The organism is Mycobacterium sp. SMC-21, assembly GCF_045310825.1.
GTDB lineage: Bacteria > Actinomycetota > Actinomycetes > Mycobacteriales > Mycobacteriaceae > Mycobacterium.
In genome coordinates this window covers 86,233-104,518 of record NZ_JBJIAO010000014.1, presented here as the reverse complement: position 1 = coordinate 104,518, position 18,286 = coordinate 86,233, and the positions used below count along the sequence as shown (strand labels likewise).

The following is an 18,286-nucleotide window of genomic DNA, read 5'->3' as shown; positions in this document are numbered from 1 at the left end:
CCGACCCTGGCAGGTTCCTTCAGTCCACCTGGCAGACGTCGACGCAGGCCCGCGCGATGGCCAGTTCTTCGTTGGTGGGGATGACCAGCACGCTCACCGGTGAGCTGTCGGAGGAGATCCGCCGGGCGCCGCGGTTCGGGGAGAGGTTGCGCTCCTCGTCGACCTCGATACCGAGCGCCAACAACCCGGCCAGCGCATCGCGGCGGACCGCGGCGTCGTTCTCCCCCACCCCGGCGGTGAAGGTGATGACATCGGCTCCACCCAGCAGCGCCAGGTATCCGCCGATGTACTTGCGCAGCCGGTGGATGTAGACGTCGTAGGCCAGCTGGGCCGCTTCGTCACCGTCATCCATGCGCTTGTGCAGCTCGCGGAAATCGGTGGCGCCGCCCAATCCCGATACGCCCGAGCGGCGGTTCAGCAGGACGTCGATGTCCTCGACCGACATCCCGGCGGCGCGTGACAGATACATGATGATGCCGGGGTCGACGTCGCCGGAGCGCGTCCCCATCACCAGACCCTCCATCGGCGTCATCCCCATCGAAGTATCGATCGGCCGGCCACCGGCGATCGCCGACGCCGACGCCCCGTTACCGAGATGCAGGACAACCTGATTCACCGATTCGAGGGGCAGGCCGAGGAACTGCGCGGCCTGCTCGCTGACGTACTGGTGTGACGTGCCGTGGAAGCCGTACCGGCGAATGTGCCACTTGTCGGCCACATCCCGGTCGATCGCATACTCGGCGGCCGCGGCGGGCAGGTTATGAAAGAAGGCCGTGTCGAACACCGCGACATGCGGAACATCCGGCAGCAGCTTGCGGGCCGCGTTGATGCCCAGCAGTCCCGGCGGATTGTGCAGCGGCGCCAGCGGGGCCAGCTCTTCGATTTCGGCGATCAGCTCGTCGCCGATCAGAGTCGGCCGGTAGAACCGCCGGCCACCATGCACAACGCGGTGACCGACACACGCGATCTCGCCGGCCGACACCCCGGCCGCACTCACCGCATCGAAGACCTCCTGCAAGGCCTTCGGGTAGTCGTCCACCCGCTCGATCACGCCGTCAGCCAGCGACTCTCCCGAAGCCGGTTGCACCAGGCGGTATTTCACCGACGACGAGCCGCAGTTGAGTACCAGTACCGGCCCGCTCATTTCGCTCCTTGAGCCTGAATCGCCGTGATGGCAACGGTATTGACGATGTCTTCGACCAGCGCGCCGCGGGACAGGTCGTTCACCGGCTTGTTCAGGCCCTGCAGCACCGGGCCGATCGCAATGGCCCCGGCGCTGCGCTGCACGGCCTTGTAGGTGTTGTTGCCGGTGTTCAGGTCCGGGAAGATCAGCACCGTCGCGCGGCCGGCGACCGGCGAATCCGGCATCTTGGTCGCGGCCACCGACGGCTCTACCGCGGCGTCGTATTGGATGGGCCCTTCGACCAGCAGCTCCGGTGCCCGGTTGCGGACCAATTCCGTTGCCGCCCTGACCTTGTCGACGTCGGCACCGGTCCCCGAATCGCCCGTCGAGTAGGACAGCATGGCCACGCGCGGCTCGATGCCGAACTGCGCGGCGGTCTGCGCCGAGCTGATCGCGATGTCGGCCAGCTGCTCGGACGTCGGATCCGGCACGATGGCGCAGTCGCCGTAGGCCAAGACCCGATCTGCCAGGCACATCAGGAAGATGCTCGACACCGTCGAGATGTCGGGCGCGGTGCGGATGATCTCGAATGCCGGCCGCACCGTGTGCGCCGTGGTGTGCGCGGCGCCGGACACCATGCCGTCGACCATGTTGTTGTGCACCAGCATGGTGCCGAAATACGAGACATCGTGGATGATCTCGCGGGCCTGCTCGAGGGTCACGCCCTTCTTCTTGCGCAGTTCGGCGTACTGCGCCGCGAACTGGTCGCACAGCTCGCTGGTACGCGGATCGAGCACCACGGCGGCCGACAGGTCCAGGCCCAGTTCGGCGGCCCGCGCCCGCACCGCCGACTCATCGCCGAGGATCGTGAGGTCGGCAACGGAACGGGCGAGCAGCCGGCTCGCCGCGCGCAGAATCCGGTCATCGTCGCCTTCGGGCAGCACAATGCGCCTGCGGTCCGCGCGGGCCCGGTCCTGCAGCTGGTGCGTGAACATCTGCGGCGTGACGACCGACGGGATCGGAACCGCAAGCTGGGCAAGCAGATCCGCGACATCCACGTGCTCGTCCATCAAGGCCAGCGCGGTGTCGACCTTGCGCAGCGACGTCGCCGTCACCCGACCCTTCGCCGTCGACGCGGCGCGGGCGGTGTCATAGGTACCCAGATCCGTGGCCACGATCGGCAGCCGCAGGCCAAGGCCCGCAACCAGTTTGGCGATCGACGGGTGCAACGGCAGCCCGCCGTTGAGGATGAGACAGGAGATCGACGGAAAGCCGTCCGCCGCATGGGCACTGGCGATGGCCAGCACCACATCGGAGCGGTCGCCCGGCGTGATGACGGCCATGGAATCCCGCAGCCGCTCCAGACAGTGTTCGGCCGTCATGCCGGCGACCATCATTCCCATGACCTCGCGGGTCAGCAGCTCTTCGTCACCGCTGATCAATGTCCCCTGCACCGCATCGCGCAGCTCGGCGACCGTCGGCGCCGCCAGCAACGGCTCCTCCGGCAGCACATAGCTTTTCGGCGTGAACCGCTGCAGCGCGGCAGCGACATCGGCGAGCTCATCCGGAGCGCAGCGGTTGGCGACCACCGCAGCGGTGTGCGCGTGCTGAGCCGCGAGCTCGGCCAGGCACAGCTCGACCACGTGGGCCACCTCGGCGGGTGTGCGATCAGCGGCACGCACCGAGAGCAACACGGGCGCACCGAGATTCACGGCGATGCGCGCGTTCATCGACAACTCGCTGGGCGAGGCGACGTCGGTGTAGTCGCTGCCGACGATCACCACCGCTCCGCACTTGTCCGCGACGCGGTGGTAGCGGTCGACGATGTCGGCGATCGCCGCATCGGGATCGTCGTGCAACTGCTGGTAGGTGACGCCGGCACAGTCGTCGTACTCCAGGCCTGCGGTGCTGTGCGCGAGCAACAGCTCCAGGATGTAGTCGCGGTCGGACCCCGCGCGCACGATCGGCCGGAAGACCCCGACATTGGCGACCGTGGCCGCCAGTCGGTGCAACAGCCCTAGCGCGATGGTCGACTTGCCGGTGTCGCCTTCGGGTGAAGCGATATAGATCGCGGATGAGCGCTCGCGCGAAGACCATGTTCGGGTGGCGTCTGGCACTGAGTCAGCCTATCGAGCCCGGCCGCGCGTCAGCCGAGTTTGCGGAGGCGGGGCTCCAGGTCGGTCTTGAACAGCTCCAGGAACCGGCGCTGGTCCTGCCGCGGGTCGTGGAACACCAGGTGGTTCAGGCCCCAGTCGACGTACTGCTTGACCTTCTCGACGGCTTCGTCGGGGTCAGACGCCACGATCCACCGCTTGGCGACCTGCTCGATGGGCAGCGCGTCGGCGGCTGCCTCCATCTCGATCGGGTCGTCGATGGAGTGCTTCTGCTCGGCGGTCAGCGACAGCGGCGCCCAGAACCGGGTGTTCTCCAGAGCCAGTTCGGGATCCGGGTCGTACGAGATCTTGATCTCGATCATCCGGTCGATGTCGTCGGGGTTCTTGCCCGCGGCCTCGGCGCCCTCGCGCATGGCGGGGATGAGCTTGTCCTTGTACAGCTCCTCGCCCTTGCCCGAGGTGCAGATGAAGCCGTCGCCGGCGCGGCCGGCGTACTTGGCCACCTGCGGCCCGCCCGCGGCGATGTAGATCGGGATACCACCCTCGGGGACGTCGTAGATCGAGGCGCCCTTGGTCTTGTAGTACTCGCCCTCGAAGTCGACGCGGTCGCCGAGCCACAGCTCACGCATCAGGCGCACCGACTCACGCAGCCGCGCGTAGCGCTCCTTGAACTCGGGCCATTCGCCCTCGTAACCGGTGGCGATCTCGTTGAGCGCCTCACCGGTGCCGATGCCGAGGAAGATCCGGTCCGGGTACAGGCAGCCCATGGTGGCGAACGCCTGCGCGATGACGGCCGGGTTGTAACGGAACGTCGGAGTCAGCACCGAGGTGCCCAGGACCAGCCGCTCGGTGCGCTCGCCCACTGCGGTCATCCACGCCAGGGAGAACGGTGCGTGGCCGCCGGTATGACGCCACGGCTGGAAGTGGTCACTGACGGTGGCGCTGTCCATGCCCGCCGCCTCGGCGGCCACCGCCAGCTCGACGAGTTCACGCGGGGCGAACTGCTCCGCCGACGCCTTGTATCCCAGCCTGAGTTCAGCCATGAGTCCCGTTCCTGTTCGTCGCCTCTGCAGTTCCTTTTCTACTCTGCCTACACTCGCCACATGGCGGCAGCCCTGAGCGCGATCACCGAAAATATTCACTTCGCCCAAACCGACCTGGTGAACTGGACCCTGGTCAGCGACGACAGCGGGGTGATCCTGATCGACGCGGGTTTTCCCGGCCAGCGCGATGACGTCCTGCGTTCACTGCGCGACCTGGGCTTCGAGGCCGGCGACGTACGGGCGATTCTGCTCACCCACGCGCACGTCGACCACCTCGGCGCAGCCATCTGGTTCGCCAAAACCCATGACACACCGGTGTTCTGCCACGGCGCCGAGGTCGGTCACGCCAAACGCGAATACCTGGAACAGGTTTCACCGGCCGACCTCCTGACGCGGGCCTGGAACCCGCGGTACCTGGCCTGGTCGATGCACATCGTCGGCAAGGGCGGGCTGGTGCGCGAGGGCATTCCGACCGCGCAGGCCCTCACCGAGGACGTCGCGGCGACGCTGCCGGGCAGTCCGCAGCTGATTCCCAGTCCAGGGCACACCGGCGGACACTGCTCCTACGTCTTCGGCGACGTGCTGGTGGCCGGCGACGCCGTCGTCACCGGTCACCCCCTCCTCACCAAGGGCGGCCCGCAGCTACTGCCTCACATCTTCAACCACGACGAGGCGGCGTGTGAACGCAGCCTGTCGGCGCTCGGTCTGCTGGACACCCAGGTGCTGCTGCCCGGCCACGGGCCCGCGTGGCGCGGCCCGGTGCGGGAGGCCGCTGAACTCGCTTTGCAGCGACGCTGACGCCGGTCGCCGTCACCCGCCGTGTTTGACCAGCTCCAGGAACAGCACGAACAACCCGGCCAGGAGCAGTCCGCCGGCCACGACGACCGCCGGCAGGAAGAGCATGTGATCGAGCTCTTCGTCGTCAAAAGTGTTGTTGCCCTGGGCGTCACGGTTGATCGGGCCGTAGAACACCTTGCCGAAAGTGGACCAGCGCACCGCGCGTGCGCGCCGACGATGCGGGTGATCCTGGGGCGTCCCGCCGATGTACGTGCGCGCCGCCATGCCGGCCCCCAACACCAGCACGGCGGCGACCAGCAGCAGACACCCGACGGCCCAACCGGTAAGCACAAATCAAGCGTATCCACCTGATCGGCGGAGCAACCCGGATTCCGCAGCGCTCGGTTGGGCAGCCGGCCCGATCCTGTCCCGCTCGGTACCAGGAAGATCGCGGCCTCCCACATGCCAATCCACCGAGGCAGGGTCGAGTGTGGACCGCCACCCGGCGGCCGCCGTCTTCAAAGGAGCACGCCATGTCCCTGCTGCACGAAGTCATCTCCGCATCCGGCGGCCAGGAGCGCTGGGAGCAGGTCAACCGCATCAAGATCCATCAGCTCATCGGCGGCGGACTGTGGGGACTCAAGGGCGTCGACGGCATTCTCGATGATTCGCGGGTGGAGATCAGTCCCAAGGACCAGCTCGCCTGGCACCACCCGCTGCCCGAGCCCGGGCTGCATTCCGCGTACAGCCCCGGCCGCGTCGTCATCGAAACCGATGGCGACTCGCCAAAGACTTTGGAAACATTGGATTCTCCTCGTGATTCCTTCGCCGGACACACCCTCGAGACGCCGTGGTCCACGCTGCAGCTGGCCTACTTCGCGGGCTACGCGATGTGGACGTACCTGTCCGAGCCGTCTTCGCTGACACTGCCCGGTGTCCACACCGAAGAGCTCGGCACGTGGCACGAGAACGGCCAGACGTGGCGCCGGCTCGGTGTGAAGTACCCCGATTCCATCGCCACCCACAGCACCCAGCAGACCCTCTACATCGATTCGGACGGCCTGATCCGGCGGCGCGACTACGACGTCGACATCGCCGGCGACTCCCCGGCCGCGCACTACTCGGACAACCACACCGAGTTCGACGGCATCGTGCTCCCGACCAAGCGCGTCGTCTACGTCCGCGACGCCGACGGGCAGCCCGTGCGCGACATGGTCACGGTGACCATCGACATCGACGACGTCACCGTCAGCTGACAGCGTCCGTCATGCCGAGTGGACGTCCGGGGTCCGCACGTGTTCGGGACGGAAACCGCGGCCGACGAGCAGCGGCGGAATGTATTGCAGCGGGCCCTTTCCCACGAATGACGGCACCTTGATCGGTGACAGGTCGCCGGCCAGGTTGGATTCGATGAACTGGTTCTGCGCCAGCACCTGGCCGGCCTGGATGATGCGGGTCGGCAACTCGCGGCGGCGTTGCACCTTGGCCAGATCCGAGTCGGCGAGCAGGCCGTTACGCAGCGGACCGCACAGGATGTTGGCGGCGGCGACCGCGTCGGCCACCGCCAGGTTGATACCGACGCCGCCGGCCGGTGACATCGCGTGCGCGGCGTCGCCGATGCACAGCAGCCCCGACCGCCACCAGGTCTTGAGCCGGTCCACCCGCACATCGAGATGGCTGGTGTCGTCCCACGATTTGAGGTCCTCGACGTGCTCGCGCAGCTGCGGCCGTACAGACACGAGCCGGGCCTTGAAGTCGTCGAGTGAGCCGCCCTGCGGATTGGCGCCCTTCGGCATGAGGTACGCGACCTGCCAGTAGTCGCCGCGATAGATCATCGCCATCAACAGACCCTTGCGGAAGATCCCGAACAGCTCCTGCGGATCGCCGGGGCGCCAGCCCAGCCGGAACCACAGCACATCCATGGGGCTGTGCGCGCTCGCCATGGGGAGCCCGGACGCCGCGCGCACCGCCGACTTACGGCCGTCGGCGGCCACCACCAGATCGGCGCGCACCTCCAGCTCGGGCGTGCGCACGCCGACGACGCGGCCGCCCTCGATGATCAGGTCGGTCACCTCCGCGTTGCGGATCAACCTGAATTCCGGGTAGGCGGAAGCCTTTTCCGCGAGGAAGTCCAGGAAGTCCCACTGCGGCATCAGCGCGATGTAGGGCTCGGGGAACCGCAGCGCCTTCAGGGCGCCGAAACTGCCGAACGTCCGCAGGGTGCCGTCGGTGTCCATGCAGACCCGGTTGATCTTGGTGTGCGGCAACTTCAGGAACTCGTCGATGAACCCCAGCTCGTGCATGATGCGCAACGTGGTGGGGTGGACGGTGTCGCCGCGAAAGTCGCGGAGGAAGTCGTTGTGCTTCTCCAGTACGACGACTTCGATGCCGGCGCGCGCCAGCAGCAGTGCATGCACCAGACCCGCAGGTCCACCACCGGCTACACAAACCTGAGTCCGCAGCGCGCGCGTCATGCCCCCGACAGTAGCACGCCGGGGTGGCCAAATCAGGGCTTCATTCCAAAACTTGACACGTGTAAAGTTTGCGGCCATGGACAACATCCGCGGCAAGACCATCGCCATCACCGGAGCCGCACGAGGCATCGGTTACGCCACCGCCAAGGTCCTTCTCGCCCGCGGCGCGCGCGTCGTCATCGGCGACCGGGACGTCGCAGTACTCGAGTCGGCCGTCTCTGAGCTGGTCAAACTCGGTCCGGCCACCGGGTACCCGCTCGACGTCACCGACCGCGAGTCCTTCGAAGTGTTCCTGGACAAGGCCCGCAGCGACGGCGCCGGCCACCTCGACGTCCTGATCAACAACGCCGGCGTGATGCCGGTCGGCCCGTTCCTGAAGGAGACGGAACAGTCGATCCGGTCTTCCCTCGAAGTCAACGTCTACGGCGTCCTGACCGGCTGTCAGCTCGCGCTTCCCGAGATGGTCAGCCGCCGTAGCGGTCACATCATCAACATCGCCTCGCTCTCGGGCCTCATCCCGCTGCCCGGTCAGGTGGTTTACGTCGGGGCGAAGTACGCCGTCGTCGGCCTGTCCACGGCCCTGGCGGACGAGATGGCTCCCCACGGCGTCAACGTCTCGGTGATCATGCCGCCGTTCACCAACACCGAGCTGATCTCGGGCACCAAGTCCGGTGGCGCCATCAAGCCGGTGGAACCCGAGAACATCGCCGCCGCCATCATCAAGACCCTGGACAAGCCCAAGACCCACGTGTCGGTCCCGCCGCCGCTGCGCTTCACCGCGCAGCTGGCACAGCTGCTTCCGCCCAAGGGCCGCCGCGGGATGAACAAGGCGCTCGGGCTGGACACGGTCTTCCTGGAGTTCGACGCTGCCAAGCGCAAGAGCTATGAGGACCGGGCCCGGACCGCGCAGGGTGTCATCGAGAAGGACTGATCCGGCGTAGACCCGAGTTTCTCGCCCTGCTTCAGGGTGCGAAAACTTGTCGGACCCTTCTGCTTTGATGGTGTTATGTCCAGCACGGCAACGGCTTTCGAGGTTGAGGCGCCGTCGCCGTGTGAGCGTATGGATGCGTACTTCGCGGAGATCGGTGAGCTGACCGGTCAGCGCAACGCAATTGACGGCCGTCTGGTCGAGATCGTGGCCGAGATCGACCGCGACGGGCTGTGGGGCGCGACGGGCGCCCGGTCATTGCCGTCGTTGGTGGCGTGGAAAACCGGTGTGTCGCCGCGTAATGCGGAAGTGATGGTGGCGGTGGCGCACCGGATCGAGGAGTTCCCGGGGTGCGCTGAGGCGATGCGGGCGGGCCGGTTGTCGTTGGATCAGGTTGGGGTGGTCGCCGAGCATGCCGCCGACGGTTCGGATGAGCATTACGCCCAGTTCGCCGAGAGCGCCACGGTCACCCAGTTGCGGACTGCGGTGAAGTTGGAGCCGCGCCCCGAGCCCGAGCCGGAGTCGGCGCCGGAGCCGGAGCGGTCGATCCGCAAGACCAGCCATGAGGACGGGTCGGCCACGTACAAGATCCGGCTGCCGAAGTTGGAGGCGGTGAAGTTCGATGCCGCGGTGGCGTCGCATCAGGATGCGTTGGTGGCGGACTGGAAACGCGACCACGAGAATTCAGAAACCGGTGACCCGGTGTCGGATGTGGTGCCGCCGTTCCCGAACCAGGTCGATGGGTTCATGAGCCTGGTGGAGGCCGGCTGGGACAGCGATGTGGAACGTCGTCCGCATGGGCAGCACACCGCCGTGGTGGTGCACTTTGACCTCGAAAAGCGCGCGGCTGCATTGCATGTGGGGTCGGTGCTCACCGACGACGAACGCCGGCTGTTGTTGTGCGATGCGACGTGCGAGGTGTGGCTCGAGAAGCACGGTCAGCCGATTGGCGCCGGGCGCAGCACCCGCACCATCAGCCGGCGGCTGCGCCGCGCGCTGGAACACCGCGACCGGTGCTGCCGGGTACCGGGTTGCGGGGCGACCCGCGGCTTGCACGCGCATCACATCATTCATTGGGAGAACGGCGGGGAAACCGAGCTGCACAACCTGGTGCTGGTGTGCCCGTATCACCACCGGCTGCATCACCAGCGGGTCATCACCATCACCGGTCCGGCTGATCGGCTGGTCGTCACCGATGCCGCGGGCCGACAACTCGACGGTGGATCCCTGGCAAGGCCACCGACGACGCCCTTTCCTGATGTGCCGCCGTGCCCCGGACCGACCGGCGAACGCGCCCAATGGTGGTGGTACCAACCCTTCGAACCACCACCCACACCGTCGACCAACTGAGTGGTGCATCGAATTAACCTGGGCGCCAGTATCTTCCGTGTTTCCGCTGGCGACTATCGCCCCGGCAACCGCGTGGTGATCTCCTGCAGCACCCAACCGTTGCCGTCGGGATCCTCGAACGAGGCGTACGACGCGTAGCTGCGTCGCTCCGGGTCTGGACCGTCGACCCGGCCGGCCGTCCCGGCGCGGTGGAAGACACCACCCTCGTCGTGAAACACCTCGCTGACTGTGATGCCACGGCCAACGAGCTCAGCACGCGCCGCCACAACATCGTCGACCACCAGGTGCAGCCCGCCCACCGAGCCCGGCACCGCGTCAGAGACGCCGGTACCGAAGATGACCGAAGCACCGGAACCTGGTGGAGTCAATTGGATCACCCGGAAGTCCGCAGCGGTCTCGAAGTCGGCGTCCAGCCGCCAGCCCAACTTCTCGTAGAAGTCCTTGGCCCGGTCGACATCCGACACCGGCAGGACGGCGATCTCGAATTTCATATCCATGCCGGATCAAAGCACCCACCACCTCAGGAGAATTCCCGCCCACCCTGGGGCCACGGGGGCCAGGGTCGCCGGAATGAATACTGCGAACGTGGTGCTCACGTCAGCAGAACCCTGCGACAGGAGCAGTCATGCCAGAAACCACGACGCCCGGACCCACACTCAGTCTCGCCGAGCTCAACAACGGCAGCCCGTTCCTCACCGCGGCCGGGCTGCAAGTCACGGAGGCGACGGGCCGACTCGTCGTCGGCACCATCGAACTGGGCCCCGAGCACCACACGCCGTGGGGCGTCGTGCACGGCGGCGTCTACACGACCGCGGTGGAATCCGCGGCGAGCATCGGCGCCAGTGCGGCAGTGGCCGATCGCGGACAGTTCGCAGTCGGGGTACACAACAGCACAGACTTCGTGCGTTCCACCACCGGCGGGACGGCAACCGTCCGAGCCGTCCCGGTGCAGCAGGGCCGCACCCAGCAACTGTGGGACGTGACGATCACCGACGCGAACGGCAGCCTCCTCGCGCGCGGCAGCCTGCGCCTGCACAACCTCGACCTGCGGCGCTGACGCCTACAGATTCCGCAGCGCTTCAAGGGCTTTCGCGGAGTCGCTACCGGGGTCAGCACGGAATGTGATGACGTGCTGCCCACCCGAGTGCGGCAGGTTCAGTCGATTGCGATGCAGGAAGAGGTCACCGACCACCGGGTGGCGCATGTGGGTGACACCCGGCCGGTAACCGACGTCGGCCCGCCCCCAGAGCTCCCGGAATCGTGTACTGGCAGCGGACAATTCACCGACCATCCTCTGGAGATAGGGATCGTCGGGGTGATCACCCGTCACCTCGCGCAGACCGCCTACCGCGATCTCCGTCGCCTCGTCCCAGTCGACGAAGAAATCCTGGGCCGCGGGATCCAGGAGCCGCCAGGCCAGGATGTTCTGTCCCGGCCGGAAACCGGGCGCCAGCGCACAGGCGAGATGGTTGGCGGCGAGCACCACCTGGTAGCGGTTGGCCACGAAAGCAGGCATCGGGAACTGATCGATCAGCTCGTCCAGCCCGTCGGCGGCCTGCTCCAATCCCGATTTCTCCCAACGGATTCCGGTGGGATTCGCCAGGCGGTACAGATATTCCGTGCCGTTGATGTCCAGCTGCAGCGCCCGCGCCAAGGCCTCGAGCACCTGCGGTGACGGATTCGTGTCGCGGCCCTGCTCGAGTCGCAGGTAGTAATCGGAGCTGATCCCGGCAAGCAGAGCCAGCTCTTCACGGCGCAGGCCGGCCACCCGGCGGCGGGAGCCGGCGATCAATCCGACATCCTCGGGGCGGATCTGTTCACGGCGAGACCGCAGATAGTCGCCGAGCGCATTCCCCTTCGCCATCGTCTGAGCCTAAACCTGGCCCTGCCAATACCAGGATCACCGCGGCGTTCCCACGGACCACGTTCCGGGCTGATCGTGGACATCAGCAGACGAGGAGCGTGGACCATGGAGCGACAGGACGTCGAATTCACCGCAGCCGACGGAGTGACGCTCCGCGGCTGGCTGTTCATTCCGGACGGCGCGGGACCGCACCCGGCGATCACGATGGCCCACGGCTTCGCCGGGGTGAAGGAACACGGGCTGACGCGGTTCGCCGAACTGTTCGCCGGCGCCGGGTTCGTCGTCCTGGTGCACGACCACCGCAGTTTCGGCGCCAGCGACGGGATGCCGCGCGGTGACGTCGACCCGTGGACGCAGGTCGCGGACTGGCGGCGCGCCATCTCGTTCCTGGAGAGCCACCCGTCGGTCGACCCGACGCGAATCGGCCTGTGGGGCACCAGTTATGCTGGTGGGCACGCCATCGTGCTGGGCGCCACCGACCGGCGGCTGCGGGCCGTCGTCGCGCAGGTCCCGACCATCAGCGGCTATCAGCAGAGCCTGCGGCGCGTCGCTCCCGAACACGTGGCGGCGCTGGAAGCCGCATTCATCGACGACGAGCGCCGCCAGTTCCGCGGCGAACCACCGGCTGTGCAGGCCGTCGTCGGTGCCGACCCGGCGGTGCCGGCCGCCTACCGGTCCGCGGAGGCCATCTCCTTCTACACCCAGCCGGTGCCGGACGGCGTGTGGGACAACACGATGACGGTGCGCTCGTCACGTGCGGCGCGCATGTACGAGCCGGGCACCTGGATCGCGCGCGTCTCGCCCACGCCGCTGCTCATGATCGTCGGACTGCGCGACACCGTCACCATGACCGATCTGGAACTCCACGCCTACGAGCAGGCGCTCGAACCAAAGAAGCTCGTCACCGTCGACGGCGGGCACTTCGCCGCCTACCTCGACCAGTTCCCGAAGGCCGGCGGCGCCGCCCGCGACTGGTTCACCGAACACCTCGCCTGAAAGGACCTCGTCATGACCACCCTGAACTACGACGTGCTGGTGCACGACGGACTGCGCCGCTACCGCGACCAGCGACTGCCCGACGGCAGCCCCATCGTGTCCTCCCCGGTGTCGTCCACGCTCATCTTCGGCGACCACGACGCCGTCCTCGTCGACCCGCCGTTCACCCACGAGCAGATCAGCCGCGTCGGCGACTGGATCGAGAACTCCGGCAGGCGGCTGACGGCGATCTACGCCACGCATGGCCACGGCGACCACTGGTTCGGCACCGATGTTCTGCTGCAACGCTTTCCCGGTGCCGTCGCCTACGCGACCGCCGGCACCATCGGCAAGATGCACGAGCAGGCCGTGGCGGGCCGCGCCCAGATGTGGGACGTCGACTTTCCCGGCATGATCCCACCGAGCCCCGTTGTCTACCAACAGGTTCCCCCCGAAGGGTTCGAGTTGGAAGGTCAGCGCCTGGTGCCGATCGAGGTGGGCCACACCGATACCGACGACACGACCGTGCTGCACGTGCCGTCGATCGGACTGGTCGTCGCCGGCGACGTCGCCTACAACGGCGTGCACCAGTACCTGCTGGAAAGCGATCACGGTGGCATCCGGTCGTGGTTGCAGGCCCTCAACCAGGTCGCCGCACTCCGGCCCCGCGCCGTGGTCGCAGGACACAAGAACAAGGACCTCCCCGACGATCCGGCGATCATCGACCAGACCCGCGACTACCTGCTCGACGCCCAGCGGCTGCTGGCCGGAAAGCCCAGTCCCCGTGAGTTTTTCGACTACATGATCCGGCTGTATCCGGACCGGCTGAACGTCGGGCCCGTCTGGTACAGCGCCCTGGCCCTCCTGTCCTGAAAGGCATTCCGTCATGGTCATCGACCCCACCGATCTCGATCCCACCTCGAGCTACAAGCTGCTGATCGGCAGCGTCCTACCCCGGCCCATCGCCTGGGTCAGCACCGCCTCGACCGCAGGCGTCGGCAACATCGCGCCCATCTCGTTCTTCACCGTTGTCGGCCGCATGCCACCGATGCTGTCCATCAGCCTGCAGCCGCGGTCCGACGGCGTCACGCTGAAAGACACCTTCGTCAACATCCGCGACACAGGCGAGTTCGTCGTGAACATCGCGACGATCGACAATGCGGACACCGTGCATCGCTCGGCATTCGAATTCGACCATGACGTCGACGAATTCGAGGCGCTCGGTCTCCACAAGGCCGCGTCGGAGACCATCTCGGCACCGCGTATCGCCGAGGCCCCGATCTCGTTCGAGTGCGTGGTGGACCGCATCTTCGAGATGCCGCCCCTACCCGATCACGTCGTGTGGGGGCGGGTGAAGAAGATTCACGTCCGCGACGAGCTCTACCTGCCGAACGGACGCATCGACGTCGGCGCGCTGGGCGCGTTCGGGCGCCTGGCCGCCGAATACTCGCTGATCGACAACATCTTCACGACGCCACTGCCCGACGACGTCGTCAAGACGCTCGGCACCCGGCGGGCCGGCCGCCTCGACGGCAGGCCGACCGACTTCTCCCCCATCGACACCGCCGCCTGGTCCGCCTCCGGAGCGACGAAATGAGCGGCTGGCAGGACGGTTTCGCGCAGCAATCCCGGACCACGTTCGCCGCGGAGTTCGCCGACGACATCGTGCTGGATGCCACCGCACTGATGGCCCCAATCCGGGGCAGAGAACTCGTCGCCACCGTGATGGCCACCGCGAGTTCGATCTACGAGACGTTGGAGTTCACCGAGTCCGCGCACGCCGGGTCGACCAGCTACCTGCAGTGGCGAGCAACCGCTTTCGGTGGCCTGGCGATCCGCGGTATCACCATTCTCGATCGCGATGCCGAGGGCAAGGTGACCAGTGCGGCGATCCACCACCGGCCACTGCCGATGGTCCTGCGGTTCTCCGCCGAGCTGGGAGATCGGCTATCCGGTGTCCTCTCCGGCGAGCACTTCGTCGCGCCATGAGTCGCGTGTGAGGCAATTCCTCACAGCTGCAAGGAGAGAAGTCGTGGCGGGTGACGCCGCCGCCACACACCATGAGGCATGCCCAAGTCCGCCTGGCTCTCGATCGCCCGCGCCGCGGCAGCCCTGGCCGCGGCGATGGGCATCGGCCGCTTCGCCTACACGCCCATCCTGCCGCTGATGACGGCCGACGCCGGCCTCACCGCGCAGGCCGCTGGGCAGCTCGCCACCGCCAACTACGTCGGCTACCTGATCGGCGCGGTGGGCGCCGCGGCCTCGCCACGGCTGGCCCGCTCCGTGCTCGCGTGCCGGGTGTCGTTGGCGATCCTGGTCGCGACGCTCGCGGCAATGGCGCTCAGCACCAACGTCATCGAGTGGGGCGCCCTACGGTTGGTTGCCGGCATCGCCAGCGCACTGGTCTTCGTGATCGCCGTCAACACACTGATGGATCACGGTCATCCGGCCCACCACGCCGGCTGGGCGTTCAGCGGCGTCGGTATCGGCCTCGCGTTGTCCGCGGCCCTGCCCGCCACGAAAGACTGGCAGGTCGCCTGGTGGGCGGCGACGGCCTTGGCCGCACTGCTCAGCGCGTTCGCCTGGCACATGCGCCCCGGGACCTCCGGCGACACACCGAAAGTCCGTGCCGACCAACAGCGCAGCGCCCGTGGTCCGCTGGCGCTGCTGATGGCGAGCTACACCCTCGAAGGCGTCGGCTACATCATCGCCGGCACATTCCTGGTCGCCGCGGTCGCGCAGCAGTCGCCGGGCGGACTCGGCAGTGCGGTGTGGCTGTTGGTCGGCCTGGCCGCCGCACCGTCGGCTGCGTTGTGGGCGCGGTTCACCGGCCGCTTCTCCTATCCGGCGCTGCTCGTCGCGGCGTTGTTGCTGCAGGCTGCCGGAATCGCCTGGGCGGGAACGGGGAACAGCGTTGCCGCACTCGCCGGCGCGGTGCTGTTCGGTGGCACGTTCATCGGCATCAGCACCCTGGCGCTCGCCGCCGGCCGCGCGTTGCAGTTCCCGGGCGCCGTCGCACTGTTGACGACGGGATACTCCGTCGGCCAGATCGTCGGGCCCGTCGCGGTGGCACCCCTGCTGCACAACGGTTTTCAGCAGGCATTGCTCGCCGGTGCCGCTGTCGTGCTACTGGCGGCCCTGGCCGCGCTGTTGATGTGGATCAGTGGACGGCAACCACGCTGTGTCGTCGATCCCGACGGCGGCGTCCCGCGTGAGCGCGTCGACGACAGCGTGCACGGCAGGGTTGTCTTCTCCCCGCCGCCACACCAGTGACCAGGTCCACAGCGGAGTCGGTTGAATCACCGGACGGCGCACGAGGTCTCGCGGCAGGGCGTCGGTCTGCCCCCTGGGGTTGTTGAGCACCGGACGGCCCAGCTGGCGGACATGCTCGAAGAACGTCGGGCCTGTGACGCCGCCGTCGTCGGTGCGCATCACCCGGGCACCGGTGTCGGCGGCGAACTGCTCACCGTAGCGGTTCCACGACTCCCAACTCGCCGTATCCGAATCCACCAGCACCAGTGTGTCTTTCGCCGGCACGGGAGAGTCGTCGGCGCCGACACACAGCGCGAAGAGCCGGTCCACCCCCATCAGCCGGGCTTCCAGTTCGAGGTCCTCCAGGTCACCGGTCTGCACCCAGCAGATGGCCAGATCGAGGATGCCCTCGGCAACCCGGGCCGCCTGCGCGTGCGACGGCATCACCCACGTGTCGACGCGCAGCTGCGCGACACCGGCCGCGCGCTCGGCCAGGTCGGTCGGGCACCAGTTGACGTAGCCGATCCGGATCGGTTCGGAGTTCGACAAACCGATTGCCCGCCTGCGTAATTCATCGGCCTGCGCCACCAGGGACCGGGCGTGCGGCAACAGCGACGCGCCTGCCGCGGTCAGGCGCACCGATCGCCGGTCCCGGTCGAACAGCTCCACCTTGAGGTCACGCTCGAGCGCCTTGATCTGCTGCGACAGTGACGGCCCGGCGATACGCAACCGTTCGGCGGCACGCCCGAAATTCAGCTCATCGGCAACGGCGACGAAGTACCGAAGTTGCCGCAGCTCCATGTCGACAGCGTAGTAGGCAGAGCCTCTCAGCAGGAAGCGAACAAGTCCCGTGGCAGCGGCATCGATGTGGGCCGGCCGAGGTTGTGATGGGCAGCAACGTCAACCGAAAGGAACACCCCGATGAGCACCACAACCCGCGTCGCGATCGTCACCGGCGCATCCCAGGGCATCGGCGAAGCCCTGGTGGCCGGCTACCGCAAGCTGGGCTACGCCGTCGTCGCCAACTCCCGCACCATCGCCGAGAGCGACGATCCCATGGTTCTCACCGTCGCCGGTGACGTCGCCCAGCCGGGCGTCGGCCAGCGGTTGGTCGATGCCGCGGTCGAGCACTTCGGGCGCGTCGACACCGTCGTCAACAACGCCGGCATCTTCATCGCCAAGCCCTTCACCGAGTACACCGACGCGGACTACGACGCCATCACCGGCGTGAATTCCCGCGGCTTCTTCGAACTGACCCGCGCCGCCATCAGGACCATGGAGGCCCAGGGCGACGGCGGGCACGTCGTCACCATCTCGACCAGCCTGGTGGATCAGGCCAACTCGCAGGTGCCCTCGGCGCTGGCGTCACTGACCAAGGGTGGCCTGAACGCCGCGACCAGGGCGCTGGCCGTCGAATACGGCACCCGCGGAATCCGGGCCAATGCCGTCGCCCTGGGCATCATCCGCACTCCGATGCACGCGCCGGAGACGCACGAGTTCCTCTCGGCGCTGCACCCGGTCGGCCACATGGGTGACATCTCCGACGTCGTCGACGGCGTCCTGTACCTGGAGAACGCCAAGTTCGTCACCGGCGAGATCCTGCACGTGGATGGTGGTCAGAGTGCCGGGCACTGACGTGGTCCGCGAGGTCCTGGACCGGTGGCAGGCGGGCATCGCCGCCCACCGGCCGGACCAGGTCGCGGCGGTCTTCACCGACGACGCGATATTCCAGGGGCTGCGGCCCTACACCGTGGGGCGCCAGGGCGTCTTCGACTACTACGAATCTCAGCCGGTCGGCCTGACGGTCGACTACCGCATCAACGAGATCCGGGAGCCCGCGGCCGGCGTCGTCCTGGCCTACACCCGGGCCGACTTCACCCGCCCCGACGGCGCGGTGATCAGCCTGAACCTGAGTGTCCTTGTCACACAAGGAGACAATGGCTGGCAGATCGCGCACTATCAGGTCTCGCCCGTCGGCTGACGGTCGAAATCAGAACTGCGGAACCGGCTCCCCGACGCGGTAGGCCTCGATGACATCCAGGTTCGCCATCAACTGCTCGACCGTGAAGCTGTAGATCTCGCCGTCCTCTTCGGTACCGACGAGGATGAGCTGCGGCTGGTCCGGATCGGAGACCCAGATCCGCGTCACCAACTCACGCGGATCGTCCTCGGTGGATTCGAAGCCCGACGGCGGGTAGTACCAGATGAGGTACTCGTCGTTGGAGTAGTCCGAATCGAATACCCAACCGCGCGGCAGGATTTCGCCCGCGATCCGCCCGACGGCCTCGACTTCGGCATGCACCTCGTCGGGCAGCCAGTTGGCGTTGCGGGTGGTCTGCCGCTTCTTGCGACGGGCCTTCTTGGCCGCTGTCTGCTTGGACATGCT

Annotated in this window: 20 protein-coding genes and 1 pseudogene; 12 read left to right on the top strand and 9 right to left on the bottom strand. The window is 67.4% G+C overall.

What is annotated here, in order from left to right:
- Positions 1 to 19: 19 nt before the first annotated feature.
- From ACJH6H_RS16015 to fgd, 3 genes are read right to left on the bottom strand one after another with little or no spacing between them, the layout of a single operon-like run.
- Positions 20 to 1,144, bottom strand: coding sequence for an acetate kinase (locus ACJH6H_RS16015; RefSeq protein ID WP_406775272.1), 1,125 nt, complete (start codon positions 1,142 to 1,144; stop codon positions 20 to 22).
- Entirely contained in the window at positions 1,141 to 3,240 is a 2,100-nt protein-coding gene (gene pta / locus ACJH6H_RS16010; protein WP_212807154.1) for a phosphate acetyltransferase, read from the bottom strand. Before pta ends, ACJH6H_RS16015 begins: the two co-directional genes overlap by 4 nt.
- Positions 3,241 to 3,269: 29 nt before the next feature.
- Positions 3,270 to 4,280, bottom strand: coding sequence for a glucose-6-phosphate dehydrogenase (coenzyme-F420) (fgd, locus tag ACJH6H_RS16005; RefSeq protein ID WP_318986971.1), 1,011 nt, complete (start codon positions 4,278 to 4,280; stop codon positions 3,270 to 3,272).
- Between the two features lie 60 nt (positions 4,281 to 4,340).
- On the opposite strand from fgd, the gene ACJH6H_RS16000 reads away from it, so the two are divergent.
- Positions 4,341 to 5,078 (top strand): MBL fold metallo-hydrolase, encoded by a 738-nt coding sequence (locus ACJH6H_RS16000; RefSeq protein ID WP_406775271.1) that lies wholly within the window; start codon positions 4,341 to 4,343, stop codon positions 5,076 to 5,078.
- Between the two features lie 12 nt (positions 5,079 to 5,090).
- On the opposite strand, the gene ACJH6H_RS15995 is transcribed toward ACJH6H_RS16000, so the two are convergent.
- Positions 5,091 to 5,408, bottom strand: coding sequence for a hypothetical protein (locus ACJH6H_RS15995; RefSeq protein ID WP_135356045.1), 318 nt, complete (start codon positions 5,406 to 5,408; stop codon positions 5,091 to 5,093).
- A gap of 182 nt (positions 5,409 to 5,590) precedes the next feature.
- Between ACJH6H_RS15995 and ACJH6H_RS15990 the strand changes: the two genes are divergently transcribed.
- A complete protein-coding gene (locus ACJH6H_RS15990; RefSeq protein WP_226519744.1) occupies positions 5,591 to 6,313 on the top strand; it encodes a hypothetical protein in 723 nt (240 codons plus the stop codon).
- Positions 6,314 to 6,322: 9 nt separating this feature from the next.
- Here ACJH6H_RS15990 and ACJH6H_RS15985 read toward each other — a convergent pair whose 3' ends face one another.
- Positions 6,323 to 7,531 carry an FAD-dependent oxidoreductase gene (locus ACJH6H_RS15985; RefSeq protein WP_406775270.1) on the bottom strand — a complete coding sequence of 403 codons (1,209 nt, stop codon included), beginning with the start codon at positions 7,529 to 7,531 and terminating at the stop codon, positions 6,323 to 6,325.
- Between the two features lie 76 nt (positions 7,532 to 7,607).
- On the opposite strand from ACJH6H_RS15985, the gene ACJH6H_RS15980 reads away from it, so the two are divergent.
- Together ACJH6H_RS15980 and ACJH6H_RS15975 are read left to right on the top strand one after the other, a co-directional pair.
- Positions 7,608 to 8,462 carry an SDR family oxidoreductase gene (locus ACJH6H_RS15980; protein ID WP_406775269.1) on the top strand — a complete coding sequence of 285 codons (855 nt, stop codon included), beginning with the start codon at positions 7,608 to 7,610 and terminating at the stop codon, positions 8,460 to 8,462.
- Between the two features lie 75 nt (positions 8,463 to 8,537).
- On the top strand, positions 8,538 to 9,809 hold the full coding sequence (locus ACJH6H_RS15975; RefSeq protein WP_406775268.1) for an HNH endonuclease signature motif containing protein: 1,272 nt from the start codon (positions 8,538 to 8,540) through the stop codon (positions 9,807 to 9,809).
- A 53-nt stretch (positions 9,810 to 9,862) separates the two neighbouring features.
- Here ACJH6H_RS15975 and ACJH6H_RS15970 read toward each other — a convergent pair whose 3' ends face one another.
- Positions 9,863 to 10,306, bottom strand: a complete 444-nt coding sequence (locus tag ACJH6H_RS15970; RefSeq protein WP_133427863.1) for a VOC family protein — start codon at positions 10,304 to 10,306, stop codon at positions 9,863 to 9,865.
- A gap of 128 nt (positions 10,307 to 10,434) precedes the next feature.
- Between ACJH6H_RS15970 and ACJH6H_RS15965 the strand changes: the two genes are divergently transcribed.
- Entirely contained in the window at positions 10,435 to 10,866 is a 432-nt protein-coding gene (locus ACJH6H_RS15965) for a PaaI family thioesterase (RefSeq protein WP_061004523.1), read from the top strand.
- 3 nt (positions 10,867 to 10,869) lie between these two features.
- Here the strand turns inward: ACJH6H_RS15965 and ACJH6H_RS15960 are convergent, their stop codons facing one another.
- The gene (locus ACJH6H_RS15960) at positions 10,870 to 11,673 is read right to left on the bottom strand and encodes a helix-turn-helix domain-containing protein (RefSeq protein ID WP_061004525.1); all 804 of its coding nucleotides are present in this window, start codon (positions 11,671 to 11,673) and stop codon (positions 10,870 to 10,872) included.
- A gap of 105 nt (positions 11,674 to 11,778) precedes the next feature.
- Here ACJH6H_RS15960 and ACJH6H_RS15955 point away from each other — a divergent pair, with 105 nt between their 5' ends.
- The 5 genes and pseudogenes from ACJH6H_RS15955 to ACJH6H_RS15935 all read left to right on the top strand — a co-directional run.
- Positions 11,779 to 12,669 (top strand): alpha/beta hydrolase, encoded by an 891-nt coding sequence (locus ACJH6H_RS15955; protein ID WP_061004527.1) that lies wholly within the window; start codon positions 11,779 to 11,781, stop codon positions 12,667 to 12,669.
- A 12-nt stretch (positions 12,670 to 12,681) separates the two neighbouring features.
- Positions 12,682 to 13,521, top strand: coding sequence for an MBL fold metallo-hydrolase (locus ACJH6H_RS15950; protein WP_061004530.1), 840 nt, complete (start codon positions 12,682 to 12,684; stop codon positions 13,519 to 13,521).
- Between the two features lie 13 nt (positions 13,522 to 13,534).
- Positions 13,535 to 14,245, top strand: coding sequence for a flavin reductase family protein (locus ACJH6H_RS15945; protein ID WP_061004532.1), 711 nt, complete (start codon positions 13,535 to 13,537; stop codon positions 14,243 to 14,245).
- Positions 14,242 to 14,637, top strand: coding sequence for a nuclear transport factor 2 family protein (locus ACJH6H_RS15940; RefSeq protein WP_406775267.1), 396 nt, complete (start codon positions 14,242 to 14,244; stop codon positions 14,635 to 14,637). Before ACJH6H_RS15945 ends, ACJH6H_RS15940 begins: the two co-directional genes overlap by 4 nt.
- A gap of 78 nt (positions 14,638 to 14,715) precedes the next feature.
- Positions 14,716 to 15,735, top strand: a pseudogene (locus tag ACJH6H_RS15935) (YbfB/YjiJ family MFS transporter); the annotation flags it as partial.
- 39 nt (positions 15,736 to 15,774) lie between these two features.
- On the opposite strand, the gene ACJH6H_RS15930 reads toward ACJH6H_RS15935, so the two are convergent.
- Positions 15,775 to 16,701, bottom strand: coding sequence for a LysR family transcriptional regulator (locus ACJH6H_RS15930; RefSeq protein ID WP_406775266.1), 927 nt, complete (start codon positions 16,699 to 16,701; stop codon positions 15,775 to 15,777).
- Positions 16,702 to 16,821: 120 nt separating this feature from the next.
- On the opposite strand from ACJH6H_RS15930, the gene ACJH6H_RS15925 reads away from it, so the two are divergent.
- Both ACJH6H_RS15925 and ACJH6H_RS15920 read left to right on the top strand, forming a co-directional pair.
- On the top strand, positions 16,822 to 17,535 hold the full coding sequence (locus ACJH6H_RS15925) for an SDR family NAD(P)-dependent oxidoreductase (protein WP_064857502.1): 714 nt from the start codon (positions 16,822 to 16,824) through the stop codon (positions 17,533 to 17,535).
- Positions 17,522 to 17,881, top strand: a complete 360-nt coding sequence (locus tag ACJH6H_RS15920; protein ID WP_306307986.1) for an SgcJ/EcaC family oxidoreductase — start codon at positions 17,522 to 17,524, stop codon at positions 17,879 to 17,881. The genes ACJH6H_RS15925 and ACJH6H_RS15920 overlap by 14 nt, the downstream gene beginning before the upstream one ends.
- A gap of 9 nt (positions 17,882 to 17,890) precedes the next feature.
- Here ACJH6H_RS15920 and ACJH6H_RS15915 read toward each other — a convergent pair whose 3' ends face one another.
- A complete protein-coding gene (locus ACJH6H_RS15915) occupies positions 17,891 to 18,283 on the bottom strand; it encodes a hypothetical protein (RefSeq protein ID WP_061004543.1) in 393 nt (130 codons plus the stop codon).
- Between the last annotated feature and the right edge of the window lie 3 nt (positions 18,284 to 18,286).

Excerpts from the sequence above, each read along its gene's own strand:
- ACJH6H_RS16015 (WP_406775272.1), bottom strand. The coding sequence starts at position 1,144 with ATGAGCGGGCCGGTACTGGTACTCAACTGCGGCTCGTCGTCGGTGAAA.
- fgd (WP_318986971.1), bottom strand. The coding sequence starts at position 4,280 with ATGGCTGAACTCAGGCTGGGATACAAGGCGTCGGCGGAGCAGTTCGCC.
- ACJH6H_RS16000 (WP_406775271.1), top strand. The coding sequence starts at position 4,341 with ATGGCGGCAGCCCTGAGCGCGATCACCGAAAATATTCACTTCGCCCAA.
- ACJH6H_RS15990 (WP_226519744.1), top strand. The coding sequence starts at position 5,591 with ATGTCCCTGCTGCACGAAGTCATCTCCGCATCCGGCGGCCAGGAGCGC.
- ACJH6H_RS15985 (WP_406775270.1), bottom strand. The coding sequence starts at position 7,531 with ATGACGCGCGCGCTGCGGACTCAGGTTTGTGTAGCCGGTGGTGGACCT.
- ACJH6H_RS15980 (WP_406775269.1), top strand. The coding sequence starts at position 7,608 with ATGGACAACATCCGCGGCAAGACCATCGCCATCACCGGAGCCGCACGA.
- ACJH6H_RS15975 (WP_406775268.1), top strand. The coding sequence starts at position 8,538 with ATGTCCAGCACGGCAACGGCTTTCGAGGTTGAGGCGCCGTCGCCGTGT.
- ACJH6H_RS15970 (WP_133427863.1), bottom strand. The coding sequence starts at position 10,306 with ATGGATATGAAATTCGAGATCGCCGTCCTGCCGGTGTCGGATGTCGAC.
- ACJH6H_RS15965 (WP_061004523.1), top strand. The coding sequence starts at position 10,435 with ATGCCAGAAACCACGACGCCCGGACCCACACTCAGTCTCGCCGAGCTC.
- ACJH6H_RS15960 (WP_061004525.1), bottom strand. The coding sequence starts at position 11,673 with ATGGCGAAGGGGAATGCGCTCGGCGACTATCTGCGGTCTCGCCGTGAA.
- ACJH6H_RS15955 (WP_061004527.1), top strand. The coding sequence starts at position 11,779 with ATGGAGCGACAGGACGTCGAATTCACCGCAGCCGACGGAGTGACGCTC.
- ACJH6H_RS15950 (WP_061004530.1), top strand. The coding sequence starts at position 12,682 with ATGACCACCCTGAACTACGACGTGCTGGTGCACGACGGACTGCGCCGC.
- ACJH6H_RS15945 (WP_061004532.1), top strand. The coding sequence starts at position 13,535 with ATGGTCATCGACCCCACCGATCTCGATCCCACCTCGAGCTACAAGCTG.
- ACJH6H_RS15940 (WP_406775267.1), top strand. The coding sequence starts at position 14,242 with ATGAGCGGCTGGCAGGACGGTTTCGCGCAGCAATCCCGGACCACGTTC.
- ACJH6H_RS15930 (WP_406775266.1), bottom strand. The coding sequence starts at position 16,701 with ATGGAGCTGCGGCAACTTCGGTACTTCGTCGCCGTTGCCGATGAGCTG.
- ACJH6H_RS15925 (WP_064857502.1), top strand. The coding sequence starts at position 16,822 with ATGAGCACCACAACCCGCGTCGCGATCGTCACCGGCGCATCCCAGGGC.
- ACJH6H_RS15915 (WP_061004543.1), bottom strand. The coding sequence starts at position 18,283 with ATGTCCAAGCAGACAGCGGCCAAGAAGGCCCGTCGCAAGAAGCGGCAG.